The sequence below is a fragment of the Azospirillum rugosum genome (assembly GCF_017876155.1).
In the GTDB taxonomy this organism is placed as follows: domain Bacteria; phylum Pseudomonadota; class Alphaproteobacteria; order Azospirillales; family Azospirillaceae; genus Azospirillum; species Azospirillum rugosum.
Window position 1 is genome coordinate 222808 of the sequence record NZ_JAGINP010000004.1, and the last position, 25627, is coordinate 248434.

Genomic DNA, 25627 nt, shown 5'->3' on the forward strand with positions numbered 1-25627 from the left:
AGTTGATCCTGCTACCGACTGTTCATTTTCAGGAAACATGGTCATTGCGTTGCCGCTCTCGACGCCTTGCCCTGCCCGCCGTGGCATAATGCCGTTGCAAGAGACCCAGTTGGAGATATATTTACCCTCACTTACCATGCTTTTGGCGGCGCAACGATCTCTGATACACGTTGAGATAATGGATGAGGAAAAAATGACACTGGATATTCGCGGAAGCTTAAAGAACACCAAGTTAAGCTCAAACGTCTACGTTGTATTTGACGAGCTTATATCCAATGCTATAGATTCTTATCTTATAAGGAAGCACGAAGACCCCTCTTCACCTTATATGGACATTGAAATTTTTGCTGAATTTTTACGTGCTGACCTGCTCGATGATAAAGAAACTATGGTGATTTTCTGCAAGGACAATGGATGCGGTTTTGGAGAAGATCAACTCAACGCCTTCCTGACGAAGGATACATCCTATAAGGACGACCTTCCTATCTCCGGTATTGGGAAATGCAAGGGGGCCGGCCGCATTCAATTTTTCCATTATTTTTCGTCGATGTCCATCTATAGCACTTACCGTGACGGAGACAATATTCTTACTCGAGAAATGCACTATTCGGAACCTAAGAAAATTATTGACGCTGGTGACTTTCGTTCTAGCGACGGGGGTGAGGAAGCAATTGGGACGACTATAAAGCTAGAGCATTTCAAAGAGTCGGCCCGTATACGAATGCATGGTGAGCCGCTAAGCCGTCTTTTTTCTGCTCCAATGCTCAGAAAGCAGATGCTTGTAGCATTTCTCCAAAGACTGGTTAGTCTCAATACCCGCCTTGGCGATTTTAGGATAAAGTTCGTTACCCGTCATTGGAACGGTGTTGAAGAATGCGAGGTGCTAGAACGCTCTGATCTTCCTAAGGTGGCGGCGGAGCCCGTGGTTGACGTCGAAGAGCGCAATCCGGTCACTGGTGAATGCCTTGGCACATATCATAGCTTTAAGCTGTCACATTATCAGCTTGACGCAACGCAATACGACCTCCCAAAGAATGCTATTGCATTCTGTGCAAAGTCATCTCCCGTAAAGGATATCACTGCCCGTTATCTACGGACCCGAGCGGAGCAGAACAATCCGGTGGACGGGTACCATCATATTATTCTGATCGAGAGCGATTATTTGGATCAACGTGTTAACGAACAGCGTGATGATTTCGAAGCCATACCAGCTGAAATTATTACGGGCGACATGTTTGCGACCGAAACACTATCCTATGCCACTATTTTCGACGCGATAGATCCAGTGATTGATGGGTTTGTTGCTCCGACCAAGTGGAACAAAGAAGATATTATCAAAGAAATTAGCGATAATTTCGGCATCAGCGATGCCATGCTTCAGGATACATCGACGCGCATTGTTTATGGAGAACCGGCTCAGGCGGTTGCGGAGCGCGTTCTGAAAAAATATCAGGAACGAGTTATCAACGAAACCGCTGAAATTTTCAGCCTTAAGGAGGAGATCATCAAGGCAGAGCCGGACTCAGAGGAGTTTCGGGCGATGATCAATGAGCTAGCATGGAAATACACGTCATCGCTCAAAAATTTTGATATGGCGAATCTATCTCAACTCATTGTGCGCCGCGCTGCAATTGTCCAGATCCTCGACCTAGCCTGTGGCAAGAATTTAGCAATGCAAGCTGTCCCCGAAGGGGGCCGTCGCAAGGACGAGAGAATCATCCATAGCATCTTCTTCCCTATGCGAAAAGATAGCACTGAATTCGTCGATCATGACATTTGGCTCTTGAGCGAAGAGTATCATTATTACGACTATATTGCCTCAGACATCCCTTTGGCGAATATCACATGGAATGATGGGACCAACATCTTTGAAAGTGACATTGACGAGGAGTTCAAGAAAGTCCTAGCCAAGCGAACGGAAGACAATGCTGGCAAAAGACCGGACATCGCCCTCTTCAGCAAGGAAGGCTCGGCAATTATTGTCGAGTTCAAAGCTCCTGGCGTTTCAATGGCTGATCACATAGGCGATCTCTCGGAGTACTCTCATCTCCTAGCTGCCAAATCTGGTGGAAAGATAAAGAAATTTTATTGCTATCTTATAGGAGATTCAGTTAACCCACTCCGCCTTAGCGGGAATTGGACGCCATTTCCAACTGGGAATGGCTGGTTCCAGTCGAGCCCGCTTCTTGATCCTGTTACCCGGCAGCAACTTGGTGAAACTTACTTCGAACTTCTTCACTTCAGCGATGTCATTGAGAGGGCAAAGAAGCGGATTGGAGTATATCAGGATAAGCTAAAAATTGACTTTTAATGAGACGTTACATGGTGTTTTCCACACCTAGCTCTTTTCGCCTGTATTCGGAAGGAGTTGTCAACGTAATTGTTCGCAGGGCCAAGCCGTGGGGATGGAAGAGCGTCCGGTGGGTCTCTGCCCGAAACACCGACATTCCCACCGTCTCCCCCCGGATCGGACAGCGCCAGCCTCCGTTCCATCAGCCAATGCATGTCGGTTTCGCCAAGCTGAGCTTGGCGGGACGTCCGGCACACGCGCAACCCCCTCACCCCAACCCTCTCCCCAGGGGGGAGAGGGGGCTTGGCTGGCGCTGAATCGGTCACCCGGCGTCATGGCGCTTGCCAAGCCGGTACGGCCGAAATAGGATGAAAGTCCTTGATCCTGTCCGGAACCCCACCCTATGAAACATCACCGCGTTTCATGTTTCATAGCGTTTCAAACGTCGCATTGGGACCGGCGTCCTGCCACACGGCAAGCGCCCGCCGCCCCCGTTGTGCAGACCGGGCATTCTGCCCAATCCGCACAACGATGCCCAACGGCTCCGGCCCCGTCAGGCGCTCAGCAGGGGCCCGGTCCGGCGCAGGGTGGTGCCGGCGACCTTGGCGATTCGTTTGCCGGCCTGGGTGAAGCGGGTTGCGTTGTGGGCGTAGAGGACGCCGGCAGAGCTGCTGCGCACCGGGGTGAGGGTGCCGTCCAGGGGGTCCAGGATGTCGGCGACCACGGCGCCGGCCTCGACGCGGTCGCCGGGCTTGTGGTGGAAGACCACGACTCCGCCGACCGGGGCGACCAGGGGTTCGGAGGATTCCAGCGGGGTCGGGGCGCACAGCGGCTCCGGCAGGGCGGGCGGCTCGCCGGACAGGGCTCCGACGTGGGTGAGGAAGCCGGCGATGGCGCGGGCGTCGGTCTCGGCCTGGGCGTGCTCCACGTCGGCCTGGCCGCGCAGCTCCACGGTCACGGAATGGCACCCCATGGGGATCGGCTTGTCCGGCCAGCGCTTGGCCAGCTCGTTCCAGGGGCGGCTGACCGCCTCGTCGAAGGGGTCGCCGCCGGACTCCTCGGCCAGGAACACCGCCTGCGCGCCCAGCAGCCGCTGGAGCGGCGCGAAGGCGTCCGCCGAGGGCGTCAGGGTGTAGAGGTGCATCACGGCCTCCAGGTCGCAATGCAGGTCCAGCACATAGTCGGCCTGAATCGCCAGGGCGAGCAGCCGGTGCTTCAGGTGCTCCGCCTCGGTCCGCGGGGTCTGCTCGGCCAGCGCGTCGGCCAGGGCCGCGCGGACGGCGGCCTTGTTGGCGTCGGCGTCGTCGGTCAGGCGGCCGGCGAGGCGCTCCGCCGCCGCGTCGGTCAGGTAGGGGTAGTCGCGGTTGAAGTTCTTCCCGTCCTCCATGTCGAATCGGCCGACATGGTGCCCCATCAGCGACTGGCCGAGCCCGATGGGGTTGGCGACCGGGACCAGGATCACCTCGCCGCGCAGGCGCCCCGCCGCCTCCTCCGCCTGGAGGATCCGGCGCAGCTTGTCGGCGACCAGCAGGGCCGGGATCTCGTCGGCGTGCAGGGAGGCCTGGAGGTAGACCTGCGGGCGCGCGCCGGGCGTGCCGAAGCGCTGGACCGTCAGGGTCCGCCGGGTGCCGGGCGTGGCGGACGGGAGGGCGATGGTGTCGCTGTTCATGATCAGCCGCTGACTCTGCCGTTGTCTCTGCCGTTGACGCATAGGGAAACCGTTGCGGCCCACCCTGCCGGAGCCACCGGTGGGCCGCAAGCGCCGGATTACGAATGGCTGCCCGTCAGCACCGCGTCAAAACGCTCCAGCGCCCAGTCCACCTGCTCCCGCGTGATGACCAGCGGCGGGGCGATGCGGATGGTGTGGTCGTGGGTGTCCTTGGCGAGGATGCCGCGCGCCCGGAGATCCTCGCAGTACCGGCGGGCGCCGCCGGCCTCCGGGTGCAGCTCCACCGCCAGCATCAGGCCGCGGCCGCGGACCTCGCGGACCAGGTTGCTGCGGATGCCGGCCAGCTGCTCCTGGAAATACGCGCCCTGGGTGGCGGCGTTGTCGATCATGCCCTCCTCCACCAGCACGCGCATGGCGGCTCTCGCCACGGCGCAGGCCAGCGGGTTGCCACCGAAGGTGCTGCCGTGCTGGCCGGGCTTCAGCACGCCCAGCACCTCCGAATTCGACAGCACCGCCGACACGGGGTAGAAGCCGCCGGACAGGGCCTTGCCGATCAGGGTGACGTCGGCCTCCACCCCTTCATGCTCCTCGGCGAGCAGCTTTCCGGTGCGGCCCAGGCCGGTCTGGATCTCGTCCAGGATCATGACGATGCCGCGCTCGGTGCACAGCTCCCGCACCCGGCGCAGGTAGCCCGGCGGCGGGATGACCACCCCGGCCTCGCCCTGGATCGGCTCCAGCAGGACGGCCACCGTGTTGGGGGTGATGGCCGCCTCCATGGCCGCCGCGTCGCCGAAGGGCACCGTGCGGAAGCCCGGCGTGAAGGGGCCGAAGCCGCCGCGGGCGTCCGGGTCTGTGGAGAAGCTGACCACGCTGATGGTCCGGCCGTGGAAGTTGTCGGCGCAGACGATGATCTCCGCCTGGTTCTCCGGCACGCCGCGCACCTCGTACCCCCACTTGCGGACGGTCTTGATGGCCGACTCCACCGCCTCCGCCCCGCTGTTCATGGGCAGGATCTTGTGGGACCCGGTCAGCGCCGCCAGCTCCTCGTAGAAGGGGGCCAGCTGGTCGTTGCGGAAGGCGCGGGAGGTCAGGGTCAGCTTGGAGGCCTGCTCGACCATTGCCTCCAGGATCTTCGGGTGGCAGTGCCCCTGGTTGACCGCGGAGTAGGCGGACAGGCAGTCCAGATACCGGTTGCCCTCCACATCCCACAGCCAGACTCCCTCCCCGCGGGACAGCACCACGTCCAGCGGCTTGTAGTTGTAGGCGCCCAGGCGGGATTCGGTTCCGATGAGGTCGGCCCCGATAAGCTTGGCGGCGTGCTGCGTCATGGCCTTGTTTCCTCCTTATTGAGTCAGACGGCTTGCCCGCCGATCTGCGATTGGGTGACCGCGGGGTCGATGATGCGGCGGCCGAACAGGCTCGCCACCAGGTCGACCAGCAGCAGGGCGCTCTTGCCCCGCTCGTCGAGGAAGGGGTTCAGCTCCACCACGTCCAGGGAGCCGACGACGCCCGCGTCGTGCAGCATCTCCATGATCAGGTGCGCCTCGCGGTAGGTGGCCCCGCCCAGCACCGCCGTGCCCACCGCCGGCGCGATGGACGGGTCGAGGAAGTCCACGTCCAGGCTGACGTGCAGGTGCCCGCCCGCCGCCTTCACCCGCTCGATGATCCGGCGCATGTGGACCCCGACGCCGTGCTCGTCGATCAGCCGCATGTCCACCACGTCCACGCCGCGGGCGCGCAGAAGCCGCCGCTCGCCGGGGTCGAGGCTGCGGATGCCGAACAGGTGGACATGCGCCGGGTCGACCGTGGCCCGCTGCTCCGGCGGGAAGACGCCGTCGAAGCCGTCCTCCCCGCACAGCAGCGCCACCGGCATCCCGTGCATGTTCCCGGACGGCGAGGTGTTGGGCGTGTTGAAGTCCCCGTGCGCGTCCAGCCACAGCACGAACAGCGGAGTCCCCGTGTCCCGGCAGTGCCGCGCCACCCCGGTGACGGAGCCCATGGACAGGCTGTGGTCGCCGCCCAGGAAGACCGGCACGCCGCCCGCCCGCATCATGGAATAGGACCGGTCGGCCAGCACCCGCGACCAGGCGGTGATCTCCGCCAGCCGGTCCGCCCCCTCGCCCTCGTGCGGCGGCGTCAGGTCTCCCAGATCGCGCACCTCGTGCCCGAGGTCGCGCAGCGCCCGCACCAGCCCCGCCGTGCGCAGCGCCGCCGGCCCCATCAGGGCGCCGGGATGGCCGGCCCCCGCCTCGATCGGCACCCCCAGAATCTCGACGAACCGCTGCCCGCTGTCCTGAGCCGCACCTTGCGACGTCATGCCCTGTCTCTCCCTGCCTCAGTCGCGCCGTTCGCGCTTTCCCTTCAGTATCGGGATCGCCGCAGGCGGCAGAAAGACGGAGAAGTGCCAACAAACGGCGGTAGTTTTGACAGTCTGCTCAGTCCCGGTTATCAAAGTGGCATGGACGACCTGGACTACCGCCTGCTGGCCCTGCTGCGCGCGGACGCGCGCCGGCCCGTTGCCAGCCTTGCCGCCGAGCTGGACGTGTCGCGCGCCACCGTGCGCGCCCGCATCGACCGGATGGTCGACAGCGGGGTCATCGCCGGCTTCACGGTGCTGCTGCGCAAGGATCTGCGGCCCGCGACCGTGCGGGCCATCACGATGATCGAGGTGGAAGGCCGCGCCGCGGAGACGGTCATCGCGCGGCTGCACGGCTTTCCGGAGGTGCGGACCGTCTACACCACCAACGGCCGCTGGGACGTCGTCGCCGAAGTCGAAACGGACTCGCTGGAGGCCTTCGACGACACGCTGCGCCGCATCCGCCAGATCGCCGGCATCGCCTCCACGGAGACCAGCATCCTGCTGTCCGCGCGGAAGGCGGTGCTGTAGCGTTTCAACATCGGCGTTGGAAGGGCGGCGGTCAGCCGCCCAGGCTCGCCAGCACCTTGCCGAGGATAGGCTGCCCGACGACTGCGCCGAGCGCGAAGCCGATGACCAGCCCGACCAGCGCCGCGACGAGCGCCCGGCCGGAGCGCGGCGGGGTGCGGTCCGCCGGGCGGGCGCCGTTTCCGCCGCCGGACGTCTCCTCCGCCTCGTCCGACGCGGTGGCGGCCCGGCGGGCGCTGTAGGAGGCGTCGGTGGCCTCCTGCCAGCTCCGGATGCGGTCCAGCGCGGGCTTCAGCTCCTCGTCGGTCGGGGTGGTGCCGCGGCCGTGGATGATCTCCCAGCCCAGGGTCACGAAGCGGGCGGTCGTCCGCCCCTCCGGGCTGAAGATCGAGGCCGGCATCCGGCGGTAGGTGGCCTTCACCACGTCCACGTCGTAGGGGACGGCGGTGCGGAACATCAGATCCGGAAATTCGGACCGCAGCAGGGTCAGCGACTCCCGCCCGACCTCGTCGTTGGTGATCGACAGCATCAGGATGCCGGCGAGCGAGAGGTTCGGGTTCAGGCCCTTCTGGATGTGCTCCACCACCGACAGGGTGCGCTTCAGCCCGTCCAGCGCGTAGCGGCCGGGGAACACCGGCACGACCAGCCGGTCGGACGCGGCCAGCGCGCCCGCCGCGAGGTGGCCGAGCGCCGGCGGGCAGTCGATCACCACATAGTCCGGCGGGTTGCGGGAGAAATGCAGCGCCTTGCGCAGGCCGCGTTGCGATCCGCCGCGGGAGTCCAGCGCGTGCTCCAGCGAGTAGAGCTTGCGGGCGCCGACGATCATCGACAGCCCGTCGAAGGCCGTCGGGGAGATGGCGTCCTCGACGAAGGTCTCCTGGCTCAGCAGGTCGTTGATGCCGACCTTCGCCTTCTCGCGCAGCAGGAAGTTGCTGGTGGCGCTGCTCTGCGGGTCGAAATCGATCAGGACGACGCTCTTGCCCAGCGCGGCGAGCGCGAGCGCGAGGTTCACCGAGGTGGTCGTCTTTCCGACGCCGCCCTTCTGATTGTACACCGACAGGATGGTCGGCTGCCGCGCCTCCGGCGTGTCGAAGACGTCTTCGTGGCTGGTCATGTCCGTTCCGCTTCGTCGTTCTGCGGCAATACCCATCCCCGGGGCAAAGGTTCCCCGCCCCGAAGCGAGCGCGCACTATAAGCATCGGCTTGGCCCGAGTCTCCCCGGACGTTCAGCCCTCCTCTCATGGGGACCGGCGCCAGGCTCCGGATCAGCTGTGGATGCCCGGCGCTTCCTGGCCGGTGCTCGCCACATACTCCGTGTAGCCGCCGCCGTACTGGTGGATGCCCTCCGGCGTCAGCTCCAGCACCCGGTTGGACAGCCGCGCCAGGAAGTGCCGGTCGTGCGACACGAACAGCATGGTGCCCTCGTAGGCGGCCAGCGCCGTGACCAGCATCTGCTTGGTGTCGAGATCGAGATGGTTGGTCGGCTCGTCGAGCACCAGGAAATTCGGCGGGTTGAACAGCATGATCGCCATCACGAGCCGGGCCTTCTCGCCGCCCGACAGGACGCGGCATTTCTTCTCCACGTCGTCGCCGGAGAAGCCGAAACAGCCGGCCAGCGCGCGCAGCGACCCCTGCCCCGCCTGTGGGAAGGAGGTTTCCAGAGCCTCGAACACCGTCTGGTCGCCGTCGAGCAGCTCCATGGCGTGCTGGGAGAAATAGCCCATCTTGACGCTGCCGCCGATGGTCACGGTCCCGGCGTCCGGTTCGGTCACCCCGGCGATCAGCTTCAGCAGCGTCGACTTGCCGGCACCATTGACGCCCATGACGCACCAGCGCTCCTTGCGGCGGATGGTGAGGTCCAGCCCTTCGTAGATGGTCCGGCTGCCATAGCCCTTGTGCACGTTCTTCAGGACCGCGACGTCCTCGCCCGAACGCGGGGCCGGCGGGAAGTCGAACACCACGGTCTGGCGGCGCTTGGGCGGCTCGAACCGCTCGATCTTCTCCAGCTTCTTCACCCGGCTCTGCACCTGGCTGGCGTGGGAGGCGCGGGCCTTGAAGCGCTCGATGAACTTCAGCTCCTTCGCCAGCATGGCCTGCTGCCGTTCGAACTGCGCCTGCTGCTGCCGTTCGTTCAGCGCCCGCTGCTGCTCGTAGAAGGCGTAGTCGCCGGAGTAGCTGTTCAGCGACCCGCCGTCGATCTCGATGATCTTCGTGACGATGCGGTTCATGAACTCGCGGTCGTGCGAGGTCATCAGCAGGGCGCCTTCATAGCCCTTCAGGAAGCCTTCCAGCCAGATTAGGCTTTCGATGTCCAGGTGGTTGCTCGGCTCGTCGAGGAGCATGGCGTCCGGCCGCATCAGCAGGATGCGGGCGAGCGCGACGCGCATCTTCCAGCCGCCCGACAGGGCGCCGACGTCCGCGTCCATCATCTCCTGGCTGAAGCTGAGCCCGGCCAGCACTTCCCGCGCCCGCCCCTCCAGCTCGTAGCCGCCCAGCTCGTCGAAGCGCGCCTGCACCTCGCCGTAGCGCTCGATGATCGCGTCCATCTCGTCGGCGCGGTCGGGATCGGCCATGGCCGCTTCGAGGCTCGCCAACTCCGCCGCCACCACGCTGACCGGGCCGGCCCCGTCCATCACCTCCGCGACGGCGCTGCGGCCCGACATCTCGCCGACGTCCTGGTTGAAATAGCCGATGGAGACCTGCTTCTCGATCGCCACCTGGCCGGTGTCCGGCAGTTCCTCGCCCGTGATCATCCGGAACAGCGTCGTCTTGCCGGCACCATTGGGTCCGACAAGACCGACCTTTTCGCCCCGGTTCAGCGCCGCGGACGCTTCCAGGAAAAGGATACGGTGGCTGTTCTGCTTGCTGATGCTGTCGAAGCGAATCATGTCCGGCTGGGTTCCCGTGGCTTGGTCGGCCCCTTATGCCACAGCCGGCGCGGTGCGCCAGAGTCCTGATCGATGCGCGGGTGAAACCGTTTTGCGCGATCAGGTCCCTGGCGCGCCGCGCGCCTTGAGCGACCGCGGCTTACCCGGCGAGCAGCATCTGGAGGCTTCGCAGCAGTTCCTCCCCTTCGGCCAGCAGCCCGCTCGGAGCCTGCGCGTTGACCTGCCGCGAGAAGGCCAGCTTGCCGACCGGCGGCTTGACCGCATCGGCGTCGGCGCGCTTGCCGGGTTCTGGACTTGCCGGCGTGGTCTCGGACGGCGTGGCTTCGGCGGGCGCATTCGGCTGTTCCTCCGCACCGTTCGGAGCGCCGGCGGGAGCCTTGCCGTCCGCGTTGCCCCGCCCGGCCGCCGGCCTGGGTGCCGATTGGGGCGCCGCATCCGCCGCCCCGTCCGACGCGTTGTTGCCGATGTTAAGGCGGAACTCCGTCGTCGCCTGGGCCCCCTGGTCGTCGCGGGCGATGACCTTGATGCTGATGGTCGCCTTCAGGTCCGGCGGCGGGTTGCCGCTGAAGGTGCCGTTCCCGGAGTCGAACTTCAGCCAGGCGGGCAGCGGGGAGCCATCCGACAGGGACGCCTGGAGCGTGATGTGGGCGTTCGGGTCGGACGTCTGGAAGGTGCCGGCCGGCACGGAGATCAGGTTCGGCTGGCCGGGCGTGACGACCCGGTCGCCGACCGAGCCGACCGTGATGAGGCTGGCGCCGCCCAGCGTGTCGGCGGACGCGACGAAGGACACGGACGGCGGCAGCAGGCTGCTCCCGCGGTAGGACGAGGACGGTGCGAAGCCGGTCGGAGACGACGACTGGCCACCCGGGTCGCGGGCCGTCGCCGTCTGCGCCGCCACGCTCGGCGACGTGTCCTGCGCCGTCAGGTCCATGGACGCGCGGGGCAGGGTCGGCGCCGTCGCGCTCAGCACCGACGCGACAGCCTGGGAGACGCTGGTGCTCGTCGTCGGCCGGGTGGGCTCGACCGTGACCAGAACCACCGGCGTGGGCGCCGTGACGGTCGGGGGCGCCGGCTGGGCGACCGGCGTGTCCGTCGGGGCGGACACCGGCGTGGTGGTGACGGCCGGGGTCTCGTTCGCCCCCGCCAGGGTGATGGTCAGGGTCTGCGACGCCGTCCCGCCCTGGCCGTCGGCGATCGTCACCGTGAAGGTTTCGACCGGGTTCACGCTGCCCGGCAACGCATCGATGGCGGCGGCGTCGGGCACGAAGGCGAAGGCGCCGGTCGCGCTGTTCACGGTCAGGGTGCCGTAGGCGCCCGCCTTGGTGACGAGGCCGCCCTGGACGGTGCCTCCGCCGATCCCGAACGTCACCGCGTTGCCGTCGGCGTCGCGCGCCGCCAGCGTCCCGGTGAAGGGCTGGAACGTGTCCGGGGCCGACGTGTCGGCGTAGGCCGCACTGGCCGGGCCGCTGGTGAAGGCGGGTGCGTCGTTGGCGCCGTTGACGGTGATGGCGACCTGCCGCGTGGTGCCGTCCTTGGACGTCACGGTGAAGCTGTCGACCTTGGTCTGGCCGGCGCCGAGGAACTGCACGGCGTTGTTGTCCACCACATAGACGTAGCGCCCGTCGGCCTGGAGCGTGAGGTTTCCCAAATTGCCGGCGCTGGAGGCGACGGCGGTCTGGAACGCCGCCTGCCCCTGGTCCGCATCGCTGATCGCGATGGTGCCCGCGGCGGTCAGGGCGCCGTTGGCGACGTTCAGGTCCTCGGTGACCGACGACACGGTCGGCGTTCCGATCGCGGCCGCGTCGTTGGTCCCGGTGATGGTGACGGTGACCGTGTGCGTGGTGCTGTCCAGCGCCTTGACCGTGAAGGTCTCGGTCAGGGTCTCCCCCGCGCCGAGCCGCTGGATGGCGGTTTGCGCGTTGTCCGCCGCGTAGGTCCAGCGACCGTCGGCGGCGAGCGCGAAGACGCCGTAGCGCCCCGCGGTGCCCGCCTGCGGCTGGACGCTCGCCTCGCCGGTGTCAGTGTCGGCAATGGTCAGCGTTCCGCCGGTGACCAGTTGGCCGCCGGCCGTGACGTCCTTGTCCTCCGTGACGGTGCCGGCATCGGTGCCGCCGATCACCGCGGCGTCGTTGACGCCGGTGATGGTGAAGCTGATCCGCTTGCTGGTGCCGTCGAAGGAGGTGACGGTGAAGCTGTCGGTCCTGGTCCGCCCGGCCCCCAGAAACTGCACGGCGCTGTTGTCGACCGAATAGGCGTAGGTCCCGTCGGCCTGGAGCGCGAGGCTGCCGAGGTTGCCCTGGTCGCTGCCGACCGTCGTCCGGAACGTCCCCTCCCCCGCGTCCACGTCCCGGATGGACAGGGTGCCGGTGGCGATGAGCTTGCCGTTGGCGACGTTCGCGTCCTCGGTGACCGCGGCCGAGGTCGGATCACCGATCACCGCGGCGTCGTTCGCCGCAGCCACTGCAAAGCCGTTGGACGCGGCCACCGATCCGCCCTTGCCGTCGGTCACGCTGTAGGCCAGGCCGACCGGTCCGTTGTAGTCGGCGTTCGGCGTGAAGGTCCAGGTGCCGTCGCCGTTGTCGGTCAGCGTGCCGTTGGTCGCGGTAAGCCCGGTGACCGACAGGGTGTCGCCATCCGCGTCGGTGAAGCCCGCCAGCAAGTCGGCCTTGCGGATCACGTAAGCCGTGTCCTCGGTGCCGGCCGCCAGCGTCGCCTTCGTTCCGGTCAGGGCCGGCGCGTCGTTCACCGCCGACAGGGCGAAGGCCTGCGCCGCCGCCGTGCGGCCGCCCTGCCCGTCCGTCACGCTGTAGGTCAGGCTGACCGGCCCGTTGTAGTCGGCGTCGGGCGTGAAGGTCCAGGTGCCGTCGCCGTTGTCGGTCAGCGTGCCATGGTCGGCGGCGAGGTCGGCCACGGTCAGCGGATCGCCGTCCACATCGGTGTAGCCGGCCAGCAGGTCGGCCTTGCGGATCGTATACGGGGCGTCCTCGGTGCCGGCCGCCAAAGTCGCCTTCGTTCCGGTCAGGGCCGGCGCGTCGTTCACTGGGGCGACGTTCACCGTCACCGTGGCCGGCGCGCTCGCGACCGAGGCGTCCGAGACCGTGAAGGTGAAGGTCCCGTGGCCGGCGCCGTTGCCGTCCACCGCCGACACGTAGATCACGCGGTGGGCGCCGTCGGTCACCACGGTGCCGTCCGCGGTGATCGCGGCGCCCCGCGAGCCGTCGGCGTTGACCTGGAACAGGGTGCCGGCCGCCGGCCGGTTGACCCGGTAGGTCAGCGCGTCGCCATCGACGTCGGTGCCGGACAGCGTGATCGTCCGCTCCACGTCCTCAACCGCCGCGACGGTCTGCGCTACGGCGAGGGGCGCATCGTTCACCACCGACACGTCGACCGTGATGGTGTTGGCGGTCGCCGAGTTGAGGGCCCCGTCCGACAGCTTGAACGCGAAACTGGCATAGCCGGCGCCGTTGGCGTCGGCGGCCGGGGTGAAGACCAGCTTGCCGGCGTCGATGTCCGCCCTGGAAATCACCTGGTCGGTCGTCACGGCGATGCCATTCAGCGTCAGCGTGCCGGCCGCGGGAAGCCGCGTCACCGTCACCGCCGCCAGCGCGTCGCCCGCGTCCACGTCGGCAAAGCCGAAATCGGCCGCCGCCAGCGTGTAGGGCGTGTCCTCCGCCGTGCCGACGGTCTTGTCGGCGCCGGTCGGCGCGTCGTTCACCGGGGTGACGTTGATGGTGAGGGTCGCCGCGGCGGACGTGTTCTGCCCGCCGTTGGCCGTGCCGCCGTTGTCCTGGACCTTGAAGGCGAAGCTGGCGTAACCCGTGCCGTTGGCGTCGCGCGCCGGCGTGAAGGTCAGCTTGCCGAGGTCCGCCGCGGCCACCACGAAGCCCGACGCCACGTCGCCCGCCGTGAGCGCCGTGCCGTTGTAGGCCAGCGTGCCGGCCGCCGGGCGCGAGGTGATGATCACCGCCGCCAGTCCGTGGCCTTCCACGTCGGTGAAGCCGAAGTCGCTGGCCTGGAAGGCGCGGGTGGCGTCCTCCGCCATGGTGACGCTGCTCGCCGTGGCGACCGGCGCGTCGTTCACCGGCGTGACGTCGATGGTCAGGACATTGGCGGCGTCCGCGTAGACGGTGCCGTCGGACAGCCTGAACGCGATACTCGCATAGCCGGCGCCGTTGCCGTTCGCGGCCGGGGTGAAGGCCAGCTTGCCGGCGTCGATGTCGGCCCGCAGAATCTCCTGGTCGAGCACGACCGCGGTGCCATTCAGCGCCAGCGTCCCCGCGGAGGGCAGCTGCGTCACCTTCACCTTGACCAGCGTGTCGCCGGTGTCGGCATCGGTGAAGCCGAAATCGGCCGCCGTCAGCGTACGGGAACTGTCCTCCAGCGTGCTGATGGTGTTATCGGTGCCGACCGGTGCCGCGTCGATGGTGAGCGCGTAGGCCGTGGAGGCGCCGCTGACATTCCCGGCGGCATCGGTCGCCGTGACGGTGAAGCTGTGCGGCCCCTGGCTCAGCGTCGACGGCGTGTAGGTCCAGACGCCCGACCCGTTCGCCGTCGTCGTGCCGAGCAGCGTCGCGCCGTCGTAGACGCTGACCGTGCTGTTGGCCTCCGCCGTGCCGGTCAGGGCCGGCGTGCTGTCGTTGGTCACCCCGCCGTTCGGTACGGTGCCGATCACCGGAACGGCGTCGTCCGTCGCCGAGGTGATTGCCGGGGTGTTCGGCGCCGCCGTGTCGATGGTCAGGCCGAAGGCCGTGGAGGCCGTGCCCGGGTTGACGAGGTTCTCCACCCGCGCGGTGTAGCTGTAGGTCGAGCCGTTGCTCAAGCCGGTGTCGGCGTAGGTCCAATTGGTGCCGCTGACCGTCGCCGTGCCGACCTTCACGCCGTCGCGGTAGACCGCCAGCGCCTCGCCCGTGCCGAGTGCCGCACTGATCGTGCCGCGCAGTTCCGGCGCGGTGTCGTTGGTGCTCGCTCCGGTCAACAAATCGCCGACCTTCGGCGCGACGTCGTCCACCGCCTTGGTGATGAACACCGTCTGGGTGGGCGTGGTCGCCGGGGTGGCGTTGGTCACCGCCCGGTCGGTGAAACTGGCCGCGTCGTTGCCGGCCTCGTCCTGCGTGGCGTTTGTGTCGTCGCTGACGGACGGATCGGCGTAGGACACGGTGACGCTCTGCCCGGCGACCACCGCGCTGCCCAAAGTCAGCGTGACGGTCTTGTTGGCCGCATCCACGCTGACCGCCGACACGGTGACGGTGCTGCCGCCGACCTTCACCGTGAAGGCGTTCGTGCCGGCGCGGTTGACCGCGTCCAACCGGTTCGCTTCCGTGTAGCCGAGGACCAGCGACGTGCCGGACACGGTGGCGCTGGCGATCACCGGCGCGGTGGCATCGATGAGCGTGGCGCCCAGGCTGGCCTCGCTGCCGAGGTTGCCGGCGGTGTCGGTCTGCCGCACCTTCACCGCGCCGTTGGCGTAGCTGCCCTCGGCCAGCGTGAAGCTGCTGCCCGTGCCGGCTGTCCAGTTGGTCCCGCCGTTGGTCGTGTACTCCCAGGTCGCCCCGGTCTCCAGGCCGGAGACGGTCACCGTGCCGACGTTGCTGTTCCGGTCGCTGCCGCTCACCCCGCTGTCCGTCACCAATGCCAACCCCGGCGCGCTTGGCGCCGCCGTGTCGTAGGTGAAGGTGAAGGGCGTGGCGCTGGACACGTTGCCGGCGAGATCGACCTGCCGGACGTGGACCGTGTTGCTGCCCTGGTTCAGCGTGGGAGCCGTGGCGCTCCAGTTCGAGTCGTTGCTGCTGTACTGGACCGTGGCGTTGGCCTCAACGCCGCTGACGGTCAGCGTGCCCAGCTTGGTGATGCCGTCGTTCGTGGACGTGCCGCTGTCGGTGGCGAGCGCCACGCTCGGCGCGGCCACCATGGTGTCGAGCGTGAAGGCAAACGCCGCGGAGTTGGCCGAGGTGTTGCCGGCCGCGTCGGTCTGTCGGACCAGCACCGACTTGGCCCCATCCCCGCTCAGCGCGATGCTGCTCCCGGAACCCGCCGTCCAGTTCGCGCCGTTGTCCAGACTGTATTCCCAGGTCGCTCCGCTCTCAAGGCCGGACACGGTCACCGTGCCCACTTTGGTGATGCGGTCGCTCGCGGACGTGCCACTGTCCGTCGCCAGGGCCAGGGCCGGCGCGGCCGGGGCGGTGGTGTCGATGGTCAGGGCGAAGGCCGTGGAGGCCGTGCCCGGGTTGACGAGGTTCTCCACCCGCGCGGTGTAGCTGTAGGTCGCCCCGTTGCTCAGGCTGGTGTCGGCGTAGGTCCAATTGGTGCCGCTGACCGTCGCCGTGCCGATCTTCACGCCGTCGCGGTAGACCGCCAGCGCCTCGCCCGTGCCGAGCGCCGCGCTGATCGTGCCGCGCAGTTCCGGCGCGGTGTCGTTGGTGCTCGCCCCGCTGGTCAGGTCGCCGGTCCGCGGCGCGACGTCGTCCATCGCCTTGGTGATGATCACCGTCTGGGTGGGCGTGGTCGCCGGGGTGGAGTTGGTGACCACCCGGTCGGTGAAGCCGACCGCGTCGTTGCCCGCCTCGTCCTGCGTCGCGCTCGCGTCATCGCCCAGGGTCGGATCGGCGTAGGACACGGTGACGCTCTGCCCAGCCACCACCGCGCTGCCCAAAGTCAGCGTGACGGTCTTGTTGGCCGCATCCACGCTGACCGCCGACACGGTGACGGTGCTGCCGCCGACCTTCACCGTGAAGGCGTTCGTGCCGGCGCGGTTGACCGCGTCCAGCCGGTTCGCTTCGGTGTAGACGAGCACCAGCGACGTGCCGGACACGGTGGCGCTGGCGATCACCGGCGCGGTGGCATCGATGAGCGTGGCGCCCAGGCTGGCTTCGCTGCCGAGGTTGCCGGCGGTGTCGGTCTGCCGCACCTTCACCGCGCCGTTGGCGTAGCTGCCCTCGGCCAGCGTGAAGCTGTTGCCCGTGCCGGTGGTCCAGCTCGTCCCGCCGTTGGTCGTGTACTCCCAGGTCGCCCCGGTCTCCAGGCCGGAGACGGTCACCGTGCCGACGTTGCTGATCCGGTCGCTGCCGCTCGCCCCGCTGTCCGTCGCCAGCGCCAAACCCGGCGCGCTTGGCGCCGCCGTGTCGTAGGTGAAGGTGATGGGCGTGGCGCTGGACACGTTGCCGGCGAGATCGACCTGCCGGACGTGGACGGTGTTGCTGCCCTGGTTCAGCGTCGGAGCCGTGACGCTCCAGTTCGAGCCGTCACTGCTGTACTGGACCGTGGCGTTGGCCTCAACGCCGCTGACGGTCAGCGTGCCCAGCTTGGTGATGCCGTCGTTCGTGGACGTGCCGCTGTCGGTGGCGAGCGCCACGCTCGGCGCGGCCACCGTGGTGTCGAGCGTGAAGGCAAACGCCGCGGAGTTGGCCGAGGTGTTGCCGGCCGCGTCGGTCTGTCGGACCAGCACCGACTTGGCCCCATCCCCGCTCAGCGCGATGCTGCTGCCGGAACCCGCCGTCCAGTTCGCGCCGTTGTCCAGACTGTATTCCCAGGTCGCTCCGCTCTCCAGGCCGGACACGGTCACCGTGCCGACCTTGGTGATGCGGTCGCTCGCGGACGTGCCACTGTCCGTCGCCAGGGCCAGGGCCGGCGCGGCCGGGGCGGTGGTGTCGATGGTCAGGGCGAAGGCCGTGGAGGCCGTGCCCGGGTTGACGAGGTTCTCCACCCGCGCGGTGTAGCTGTAGGTCGCCCCGTTGCTCAGCCCGCTGTCGGCGTAGGTCCAATTGGTGCCGCTGACCGTCGCCGTGCCGACCTTCACGCCGTCGCGGTAGACCGCCAGCGCCTCGCCCGTGCCGAGCGCCGCGCTGATCGTGCCGCGCAGTTCCGGAGCGGTGTCATTCGTGCTCGCTCCGGTCAACAAATCGCCGACCTTCGGCGCCACATCGTCCACCGCCTTGGTGATGACGACGGTCTGGGTGGGCGTGGTCGCCGGGGTGGAATTGGTGACCGCCCGGTCGGTGAAGCCGGCGGCATCGTTGCCCGCCTCGTCTTGCGTCGCGCTCGCGTCATCGCCCAGGGTCGGATCGGCGTAGGACACGGTGACGCTCTGCCCGGCGACCACCGCGCTGCCCAGGGTCAGCGTGACGGTCTTGTTGACCGCATCCACGCTGACCGCCGACACGGTGACGGTGCTGCCGCCGACCTTCACCGTGAAGGCATTGGTTCCCGCAAGGTTGACCGCGTCCAACCGGTTCGCTTCGGTGTAGCCCAGCACCAGGGACGTTCCGGAAACCGTCGCGCTGGCGACCACCGGCGCGGTGGCATCAATGACCGTGGCGCCCAGGCTGGCTTCGCTGTCGAGGTTGCCGGCGGTGTCGGTCTGCCGGACCTTCACCGCGCCGTTGGCGTAGCTGCCCTCGGCCAGCGTGAAACTGCTGCCCGTGCCGGTGGTCCAGCTCGTCCCGCCGTTGGTCGTGTACTCCCAGGCCGCCCCGGTCTCCAGGCCAGAGACGGTCACCGTGCCGACGTTGCTGATCCGGTCGCTGCCGCTCGCCCCGCTGTCCATCACCAATGCCAACCCCGGCGCGCTTGGCGCCGCCGTGTCGATGGTCAGGCTGAAGGCGGTGGAGGGCGTGCCCTGGTTGGTGGCGTTCTCCACCCGCGCGGTGTAGCTGTAAGTCGAGCCGTTGCTGAGGGCCGTATCGGTGTAGGTCCACGTCGTGCCGGTGACCGTGGCGGTGCCCAGCCGGGTCGCACCCCGGTAGACCGCCACGACCTCGCCCGCGCCCAGGACGGCGCTGATGGTGCCTTGCAGTTCGGGCGCTGTGTCGTTGGTCACGGCACCGCTCGCCAGATCGCCGGTGCGTGGGGCGACGTCGTCCACGGCCTTGCTGATCACGACCGTCTGGGTGGGCGTCGGCGTCGGGCTGCTTCCCGAGGCGAGCGTGACGGTGGCCGTCGCCGCGTCCGACAGGTTGCCCGCCTGGTCGACGGTCCGGAAGGCGAAGGTCCGCTGGCCGGCGGTGGAGCCGGTTCCCAGCGCGTTCTGGTACTGGATGTCGCGGATCACCGCCTGCGCCTCGGCGGCGGTCAGGCTGGACCAGTCGTGTTTGGTGATGGTGAAGACGCCCGACGCGTAGCTCAGGTTCACCCGGACGTTGCCGACGAGGATGTCCAGCTTGCTGCCGCTGGAACCGTCCGCGGCGACCGTCGTCTGGCCGAGGATGAGCTTCTCGCTGCTGCCGTTCTGCAACCCGCCGGCGGTGACGGTCACGTTCTGGAGCTTGTTCGCCTCGACCACCGTGGCGGCGGCGCTGTCGTTGTCGAGGCTGACCGCGGCGCCGTCCGTGCTGGTGCCCCCATGGCCGAGGCCGCTCGCGACGCTGTCCAGGTCGATGACGGGCTTCGTGACGTCGGTGATCGTCAGTTCGTCGCTCGTCGTGTCGGTGAGCGTGTTGCCCGCCGTGTCGCGGATGGTCGCGGTGACCGAGTACTTGCCGTTGAAGCCGTTGTCCGTGCTGGCTGGGGTCAGCGCGTCCGACGCCGGGATGGTCAGCGACCAGGAGGTGCCGGTCAGGGTCAGGCTGCCGTCGCCGGCCGTGTAGGTCTTGCCGTTCACCGTGACGGTCAGGGTCTCTCCGGCGCCGACCGTCGCGGTTCCGGTGATGGTCGGGGTGACGCTTCCCGTGGTCTGGCTGGCGACCGTCACCGGGCCCGCCGGCGCCGCGGCGTCGACGGTGATGGCCTGGGTGGCGGTGGTGCCGTTGCTGGTGGCGGTCAGCGTATAGGTGCCGCTGGAAAGCGTGTTTCCCTGGTTGTCGTAGGTCCAGGTGCCGTTGGCCCCCGCGGTGACGGTGCCGCTGAAAACGGTGCCGGTGCCGGAATTCGTCAGCGTCACGGTGACGGGCTGGCCCGCCGTGGCGCTGCCGCGGAAGACCAGCGTCTGGTCGGCGGTGACGAAGTCGCCCGGCGCGCCCGTGTCGCTGCCGATGCCGTCGATGGACACCGGGCCGCTCTTGTCGTGCAGGACGGTTGCCACGTCGGTGTAGGCGACCCCGCTCGAATCCACGTAGGTGGCCGCGACGGTGATGGTGCCGTTGGCGAGCCCGCGCAGGTTCAGCGCGGCAAGGCTCCAGCTGCCGTCGGCCTGCACGGTGGCGGTGTCGCTGATCGTCGTCGTGCCGTCGGTGATGGTGACGGCGATCTGCCCGCCGGCCAGCGCGGTGGTCGAGGCCCCCTTGGCGGTGGTGCCCTTGATGACGACGCTGCCGTCCTCCGCCAGGGTGAGGACACCGTTGCTGTTGCCGCCGTTCCAGTCCAGCGGGCTGACGATGGCGACCTTTGGCGCGCTGACGTCCACCAGCATCGCCTTGCCGGCGGTGGCCGTGTTGCCGGCCACGTCGATGCCGGTGGCGGTGATGGTGTAGCTCTGCCCGTCCACCAGCGCCGTCTTCGTGCCGGAGGTCGGCTGGGCGGTGGCGAGATCGAGGCTCCAGCCGCCGCCGGCCTGGGCCTGGACGCGGTAGGTGGCGCCGTTCACCGTCACGTCGATGCTCTGGCCGGCCTCCAGGTCGCTGGAGCCGGTGATGACGGGGGCGGTGGACGCCGCCTTGTGGTTGGTGGTGACGGCCAGCGTGGCGGAGCTGTCGACGGTCAGGCTCCGCGTCGCGGTGGCGCTGTTGCCCGCCGCGTCCTTGGCCACGGCCGTCAGCGTGTAGGCGCCGTCGGCGAGCGCGGCCTGCCCGGTGCGGTCCACCGACCAGACGCCGCCCGTGGCGACGACGGTCGTGGAGAAGACCGTGGCGCCCGCCGCGTTGGTCAGCGTCACCAGGACGTTGGCGTTGGCCTCCGCGGTTCCGGTGAAGACCAGCGTCCCGTCCTTGGTGATCCAGTCGGTCGTGGAGCTTCCCGTGTCGTCCGTGATCGTGGCGATCGCGACGGCTGGCGCCGTCAGGTCGACCACCAGCTCGTTGGCGGTGGCGTCGGCGGCCTGGGTCGCGCCGCTGACAGCGTAGGCCGCCACCTCGTAGGTGCCGGCGGCCAGGGCCTGGGTGGTGACGGACCAGCGGTCGAGGCTGGTGCTCAGGCCGGCCACGGTGGTGTAGGCGGTGCCGCCCAGCGTGACCGACTGCCCGGCGGTGGCGCCGTAGGCCTTGCCGTTGATGACGACATACAGCGTCTGGCCGGCGATGTTGGCCCAGCTGCCGGTGACGGTCGGCGTCGTGCTGTTGGTCAGCAGGCTGTCGACGACGGGCTTGTCGAGCGCGGTGGCCGTGGTGCCGTTGCCGGCGGCGTCCTGGCCGGTGGCGGTGATCTTGGCGTAGGCCGTCAGCCCGCCGGTCGGCAGGCTGCCGCTGGTCGGAGTGGCGGAGGACAGGTCCACCGACCAGCTGTGGTCGGCGAGCACCGTCGCCTGATAGCTGACCGCCGACGCCGTCCCACTGACATTGTCCGGGTCGATGGTGACGGTGATGACGGAGCCGGCCGGCAGGTCGCTGCTGCCGGTGATGACCGGCGTGCCCGCCGTCAGCAGCGGCGCGATGGAGACGACCGGCGGCGTCCGGTCGTGCAGGACGCTGGCGTTGGCGGTCGCGGTCGATCCGTTCGCCGTCACCGACGCGGACACCTGGAGCGTGGCGTCGTTCAGGCCGGACAGCACGTTGGCGCCGGTGAAGGTCGCGGACCAGGTGCCGTCGTTGCCGACCGTGGCGGTCCCGGTCTTCGTCGTGGTGCCGTCGGTGACGGTGACCGTGACGGTCTTGCCGGCCGCGTTGGTCGTCGTGCCGGTCACCGTGACCGAGGAGTCCTCGCTGGCCGACAGGTTGCCGTCGCCGATGGGCGTGCTGATGGCGATGGTGGGCGGCACGGCCAGGGTGTGGGTGGGCGTGGCCGACGCCTCCGCCCAGACGGTCGTGCTGCCGCTGGAGGCGAGCAGCTGCGCCTCGACGAAGATCGGGCCGCCCTTCCAGGCGTGGAGGTTCAGGTTGTTCAGCGTCCAGGTCGTCCCGCTGGCCGTCACCTCCTGGGTGATGCTGTTGGTGCCGTCGGTGACCGTCACCTTGACGATGCCGTTCGAGACGCTCGTCGTGCCGGTGATGGAGAGGGCCGAATCCTCGGTGGCGTCGATGATGTTGTCGGTGGCGATCGCGCCGATCGTGACGGTCGGCGCCGTGCCGCTGATCTTCGTGACCTGGCCGGATGCGCTCACCGAATTGCCGGCGGCGTCGGTGCCGGACACCGTCACGACGTAATATTCGCCGTTCTGGTTGATGACGCCGCCGCTGGTCGGCACCGGCACAGACCAGGCGCCGTTGCTGAAGGTGAGGCCGGTGCTGGTCGTGTAGACGATGGGCGTTTGCGCGGTGTAGGTGGTTCCGTTGTTTCCACCGCCGTTGTTCTGCTTGTAGGCGACGAGAGTCACGGTCAGGGAGCTGGCGGTGGCGTCCGCCGTGCCGGTGATGGTGGCGCCGCTGGTGCTGGAAATCTCCTTGGAGACGACTGTCGCGAAAGCCTGCACGTCGTGGCTGACGGTCGTGCTCGCGCTTGCTTGCCCGTAGGTGGCGGTGACCGTCAGGTTGTTGGTGCCGTCGTTCAGCGACGACAGGTTCAGCGTCGCCTTCCACGTCCCGCTGACGGAGTCATAGACGGCCGTGCCGGTCACCGCGCTGTGTGCGCCGTCGGAGACGCTGACCGCGATCGTCTGGTTGGTGGCGACGTTGGTGGCGCTGATCGTCACGACCGCAGCGTCGTCTTCCGAGGCGTTGAGGATGCCGTCGGCGGTGACGCCCGACGCGATCGGCAGGGCGTTGCTGATGCCGGAAATCGTCAGCGACGGGATGGAGATCGTCAGGGCCTTGGTGTCGGTGGCGGTGCCGCCGTTGCTGTCGGTGACCGTCGCCACCAGCCCAACGGTGCCCGACAGGCCGGCCGCGGGAAGCGTGCCGCCGATGGGCGAGGCGGACTGGAGGTCGACCGACCAATCGCCGTTGCCGTCCGCCGTGGCGGAGTAGGTGACCCGGTCGTTGGTCGTGGCGCTGCTGTTGTCCAGGTCGATGACCAGCACCACCACGGCGTTCGCCGTCGCCTTGCCGGTGATCGTCGGCTTGGCGGAGGCCGCGGTGCCCGCGGTGCCGGCGCCGTCGTTGCCGATGTCGACGTAGGGGCCGGCGATGACGGTCAACTCGTTGACGCTGGCGTCGGTCGTGCTGCCGCCGGGCGAGGTCCGGGTCACCGTCGCGACGACGTCGTAGCTCTGCCCGGACGCCAGCGCGTTGGCGCCGGTGTTCGCCGTCAGCGCGACCGACCAGACGGTGCCGGTGATCGTCAGGCCGGTGGCCGTGGTGTAGGTGACGTTGTTGACCCGGACCGACAGGCTGTCGGTGCCGCCGTTGGCTCCCCCCCATGTGCCGCTGATCGTCGGGGTGACGCTGTTGGTGGTCAGCGTGTTGACCGTCGGCTTGGTGATGGCCAGCACGCTGGTGCTGTTGCCCGCGTCGTCGGTGCCGCTGACCGCCACGCCGGCGGTGCGCGTGAAGCCGCCGGCGGCCACCGCGCCGCTGAAGGGGGCCGCGACGGCGGTGTCGATGCTCCAGACGTTGCCGGCCTTCACGGTCGTCTTGTAGACGACGGCGTCGGTCAGGATGCCGTCGCCGTTGGGATCGACCGTCACCGTGAGGGTGGAGCCCACCGGCAGGTCCGACGTGCCGCTGATCGTCGGCTGGCCGGCCGTCGCCAGGGCGGAGACGGCGATGACCGGCGGCGTCCGGTCGTGCAGCACGGTGGTGCTGTCGCCGACGGAATTGGTGACGCGCGTTCCAGTGTTGGTGCCCGTCGTCCACAACTCCGCCGACACCGACAGGGTGCCGTCGTTGAGCGAGGACAGATCCTTGGTCATCTGCCAGGCGCCGCCGCTGACCTGGGCATAGCCGGTCACGCTGTGATTGCCGCTGTCCGTGACCGTGATCTTGACCCAGGAGCCGTTCGGGGTGGTCGAGCCGACCTTGCCTTGCAGCAGGACGGCGCCGTCCTCACTGGCCGACAGGTTGCCGTCGCCGATGGTGTGGTTGATGGTCACCGACTGGCCCACCGCCACGGGGTTGGACGGCGTCATCGGCCCGGTGATCGCGCCCAGCTGCGCGAAGGTTGCGTTCTTGTCGTAGTTGGCGCCGACGCCGCCCAGGTCGCCGTTGATCGGGCCCGGCTGCGTCTCCGTCATCAGGACGTAGGAGACGGTGGTGTCCTTGGTGAAGCCGGCGATGCCCGTGGTGCCGCGCGGGCCGACGTTGCCGCTGCGGTCGGTGGCCGACGGCTTGGCCAGCACGCTCGCGATGTCGGCCATCGGGATCTTGAAGCTGACGAAGACGTCCGTCTTGCCGTCGTTGCCGAGGTCGCTGTTGCCGGTCCACTGCGGGTCGTTGGCGGCGCTGACCGCGGCGACCGAATAGTTGGTGGCGGTGAAGGAATAGACGCCGTTGTTGGGCAGCCAGCCGGCGGGAAGCGCGGAGGTCGTCGTCGTGTTGGGCGAGTTGTTGAGCCCGGTGCCCGGATCGAGGATGCGGACCGCCTGCGTGTTGTTGCGCCCGTCCACCGCCAGGAACAGGTCGATGCGGCCGTCCTGGTTGGCGTCGATTCCGATCACCGCGACGCCGCCGAACTCCGTGGAGCTGGTCGGGTTGTCGATGCGGATGCGGAAGGCCAGGAAATCGTCGTTCGGGTTGTCCGGCGTGCCGTTGTTGTCGTAGGCGCCGTACAGCACCGCGTGGGAGGTGTCGCCGACGAGATCGGTGTCCGCGGCCTTGGCCTGGGTGTCGTTGTTCGGATCGAACAGCGTGCCCTGCATCAGCGGCGTCCAGCCGGCGGAGCCCGGCAGGATGTTCGCCATCAGGCCCTGGTAGGCCTCCTGCCCCGCCGCGCTGACGGCGATGGAGGTCTCGATGGCGCCGGTGTGCTCCTCCAGCACCCAGTTGGCGCCAAGCGTAGCGCTGCCCGTGTCGTCCACCGAGGCGGCCACGTCGGCGCCGGTGGCGGCGGCGAGGCGGTTCACGAAGGCGACGCCCTGCTCGCCCTGCGCCACGTCGCAGCCGTAGATCAGGATGTCGGCGCCGGGCGCCAGCGCGCCCTTGATCGCGTCCAGCTCCGCCGTGTGGGTCGCCAGCGTGGCGCTGCTGATCTCCGCGTTGCCGAGCGAAATCTCGCCCGCGGAGCCGTGCGACAGGATGTGGACGGCGGTGACGTTCTGCTGGCCCTTCAGCGCGTCGGCGATCTGCGCCAGGCCGTCGCGATTGGCGTCGATCGTCACGACCTGCGTGGCCGGCGGCAGACCCTGGAGCAGCTTGTCGTACTGCGGAACCGACGCGTCGACGAAGACGACCTCGTGCGCCGGCAGGGCCGGTGCGGGCGCCGGGGCGGCGGGGGTTGCCGCGGGCTGTGCCGCGACGTCCGCGGCCGCCGGCTGCGCCGCGAGCCCGGCGAGCAGCTGCTGGTCGACCGCGTGCGTGTCCGGCGTCGCCGCGGGAATGGCGTGGTCGTCGGCATGGGCGACCTCGACGGCGGTGGCGACCCCGGCCGCGTCGAACAGGAAGCGGGGCTCAAGGGCGATGGCCGTGACGGCCGCCGGGACGACCCCCTGGGCAGCCCCGTCCATCGGCGCCTCAACCTTCGAAACCCGCTTAGCATCCGTGCGCTTCATGATGCCCATGACCTGCCTCTGCCCCGCCTGCTCGACCCGTTTGACTTTGGTTTTTTACGTCACGCCCATTCGGGCGCGTTCAGTGTTCGTTGTGCCGAAAATTGCACACCGCGCCAAATTTCCACAACCACCAGGGAAATTATAAAAATTCATTCACTCCGCAGCGGCGGTTTCGCAATTGAAAGCTGCAGCCAGTTTAATGAAATGTAAATTTTCTCCTCACTCAGCGCTTAAA

General features: G+C 67.9%; 8 protein-coding genes. 2 read left to right on the top strand and 6 right to left on the bottom strand.

Annotated features, from left to right (window positions below; translation table 11 throughout):
• The first annotated feature begins 37 nt into the window (after positions 1–37).
• Positions 38–2311, top strand: coding sequence for a hypothetical protein (locus J2851_RS07490; protein WP_209765348.1), 2274 nt, complete (start codon positions 38–40; stop codon positions 2309–2311).
• Between the two features lie 532 nt (positions 2312–2843).
• Here the strand turns inward: J2851_RS07490 and J2851_RS07495 are convergent.
• The 3 genes from J2851_RS07495 to rocF form a co-directional block, all read right to left on the bottom strand.
• Entirely contained in the window at positions 2844–3959 is a 1116-nt protein-coding gene (locus J2851_RS07495; protein ID WP_209765349.1) for a succinylglutamate desuccinylase/aspartoacylase family protein, read from the bottom strand.
• A gap of 98 nt (positions 3960–4057) precedes the next feature.
• Complete coding sequence (rocD, locus tag J2851_RS07500; RefSeq protein WP_209765350.1) at positions 4058–5287, bottom strand: ornithine--oxo-acid transaminase; 1230 nt, start codon at positions 5285–5287, stop codon at positions 4058–4060.
• 23 nt (positions 5288–5310) lie between these two features.
• The gene (gene rocF / locus J2851_RS07505; RefSeq protein WP_209765351.1) at positions 5311–6276 is read right to left on the bottom strand and encodes an arginase; all 966 of its coding nucleotides are present in this window, start codon (positions 6274–6276) and stop codon (positions 5311–5313) included.
• A 141-nt stretch (positions 6277–6417) separates the two neighbouring features.
• Between rocF and J2851_RS07510 the strand changes: the two genes are divergently transcribed.
• Positions 6418–6846, top strand: a complete 429-nt coding sequence (locus J2851_RS07510) for an Lrp/AsnC family transcriptional regulator (protein WP_209765353.1) — start codon at positions 6418–6420, stop codon at positions 6844–6846.
• Positions 6847–6877: 31 nt separating this feature from the next.
• On the opposite strand, the gene J2851_RS07515 is transcribed toward J2851_RS07510, so the two are convergent.
• The 3 genes from J2851_RS07515 to J2851_RS07525 all read right to left on the bottom strand — a co-directional run bounded on the left by J2851_RS07515 (position 6878) and on the right by J2851_RS07525 (position 25401).
• Complete coding sequence (locus J2851_RS07515; protein WP_209765354.1) at positions 6878–7957, bottom strand: ParA family protein; 1080 nt, start codon at positions 7955–7957, stop codon at positions 6878–6880.
• Between the two features lie 151 nt (positions 7958–8108).
• Positions 8109–9731 carry an ABC-F family ATP-binding cassette domain-containing protein gene (locus tag J2851_RS07520; RefSeq protein WP_209765355.1) on the bottom strand — a complete coding sequence of 541 codons (1623 nt, stop codon included), beginning with the start codon at positions 9729–9731 and terminating at the stop codon, positions 8109–8111.
• Between the two features lie 139 nt (positions 9732–9870).
• Positions 9871–25401 (bottom strand): Ig-like domain-containing protein, encoded by a 15531-nt coding sequence (locus tag J2851_RS07525; protein WP_209765356.1) that lies wholly within the window; start codon positions 25399–25401, stop codon positions 9871–9873.
• Between the last annotated feature and the right edge of the window lie 226 nt (positions 25402–25627).

Bases quoted from the DNA above. Each gene is read 5' to 3' on its own strand.
- J2851_RS07490 (WP_209765348.1), top strand. From the start codon at position 38: ATGGTCATTGCGTTGCCGCTCTCGACGCCTTGCCCTGCCCGCCGTGGC.
- J2851_RS07495 (WP_209765349.1), bottom strand. From the start codon at position 3,959: ATGAACAGCGACACCATCGCCCTCCCGTCCGCCACGCCCGGCACCCGG.
- J2851_RS07510 (WP_209765353.1), top strand. From the start codon at position 6,418: ATGGACGACCTGGACTACCGCCTGCTGGCCCTGCTGCGCGCGGACGCG.
- J2851_RS07520 (WP_209765355.1), bottom strand. From the start codon at position 9,731: ATGATTCGCTTCGACAGCATCAGCAAGCAGAACAGCCACCGTATCCTT.
- rocF (WP_209765351.1), bottom strand. From the start codon at position 6,276: ATGACGTCGCAAGGTGCGGCTCAGGACAGCGGGCAGCGGTTCGTCGAG.
- J2851_RS07515 (WP_209765354.1), bottom strand. From the start codon at position 7,957: ATGACCAGCCACGAAGACGTCTTCGACACGCCGGAGGCGCGGCAGCCG.
- J2851_RS07525 (WP_209765356.1), bottom strand. From the start codon at position 25,401: ATGGGCATCATGAAGCGCACGGATGCTAAGCGGGTTTCGAAGGTTGAG.
- rocD (WP_209765350.1), bottom strand. From the start codon at position 5,287: ATGACGCAGCACGCCGCCAAGCTTATCGGGGCCGACCTCATCGGAACC.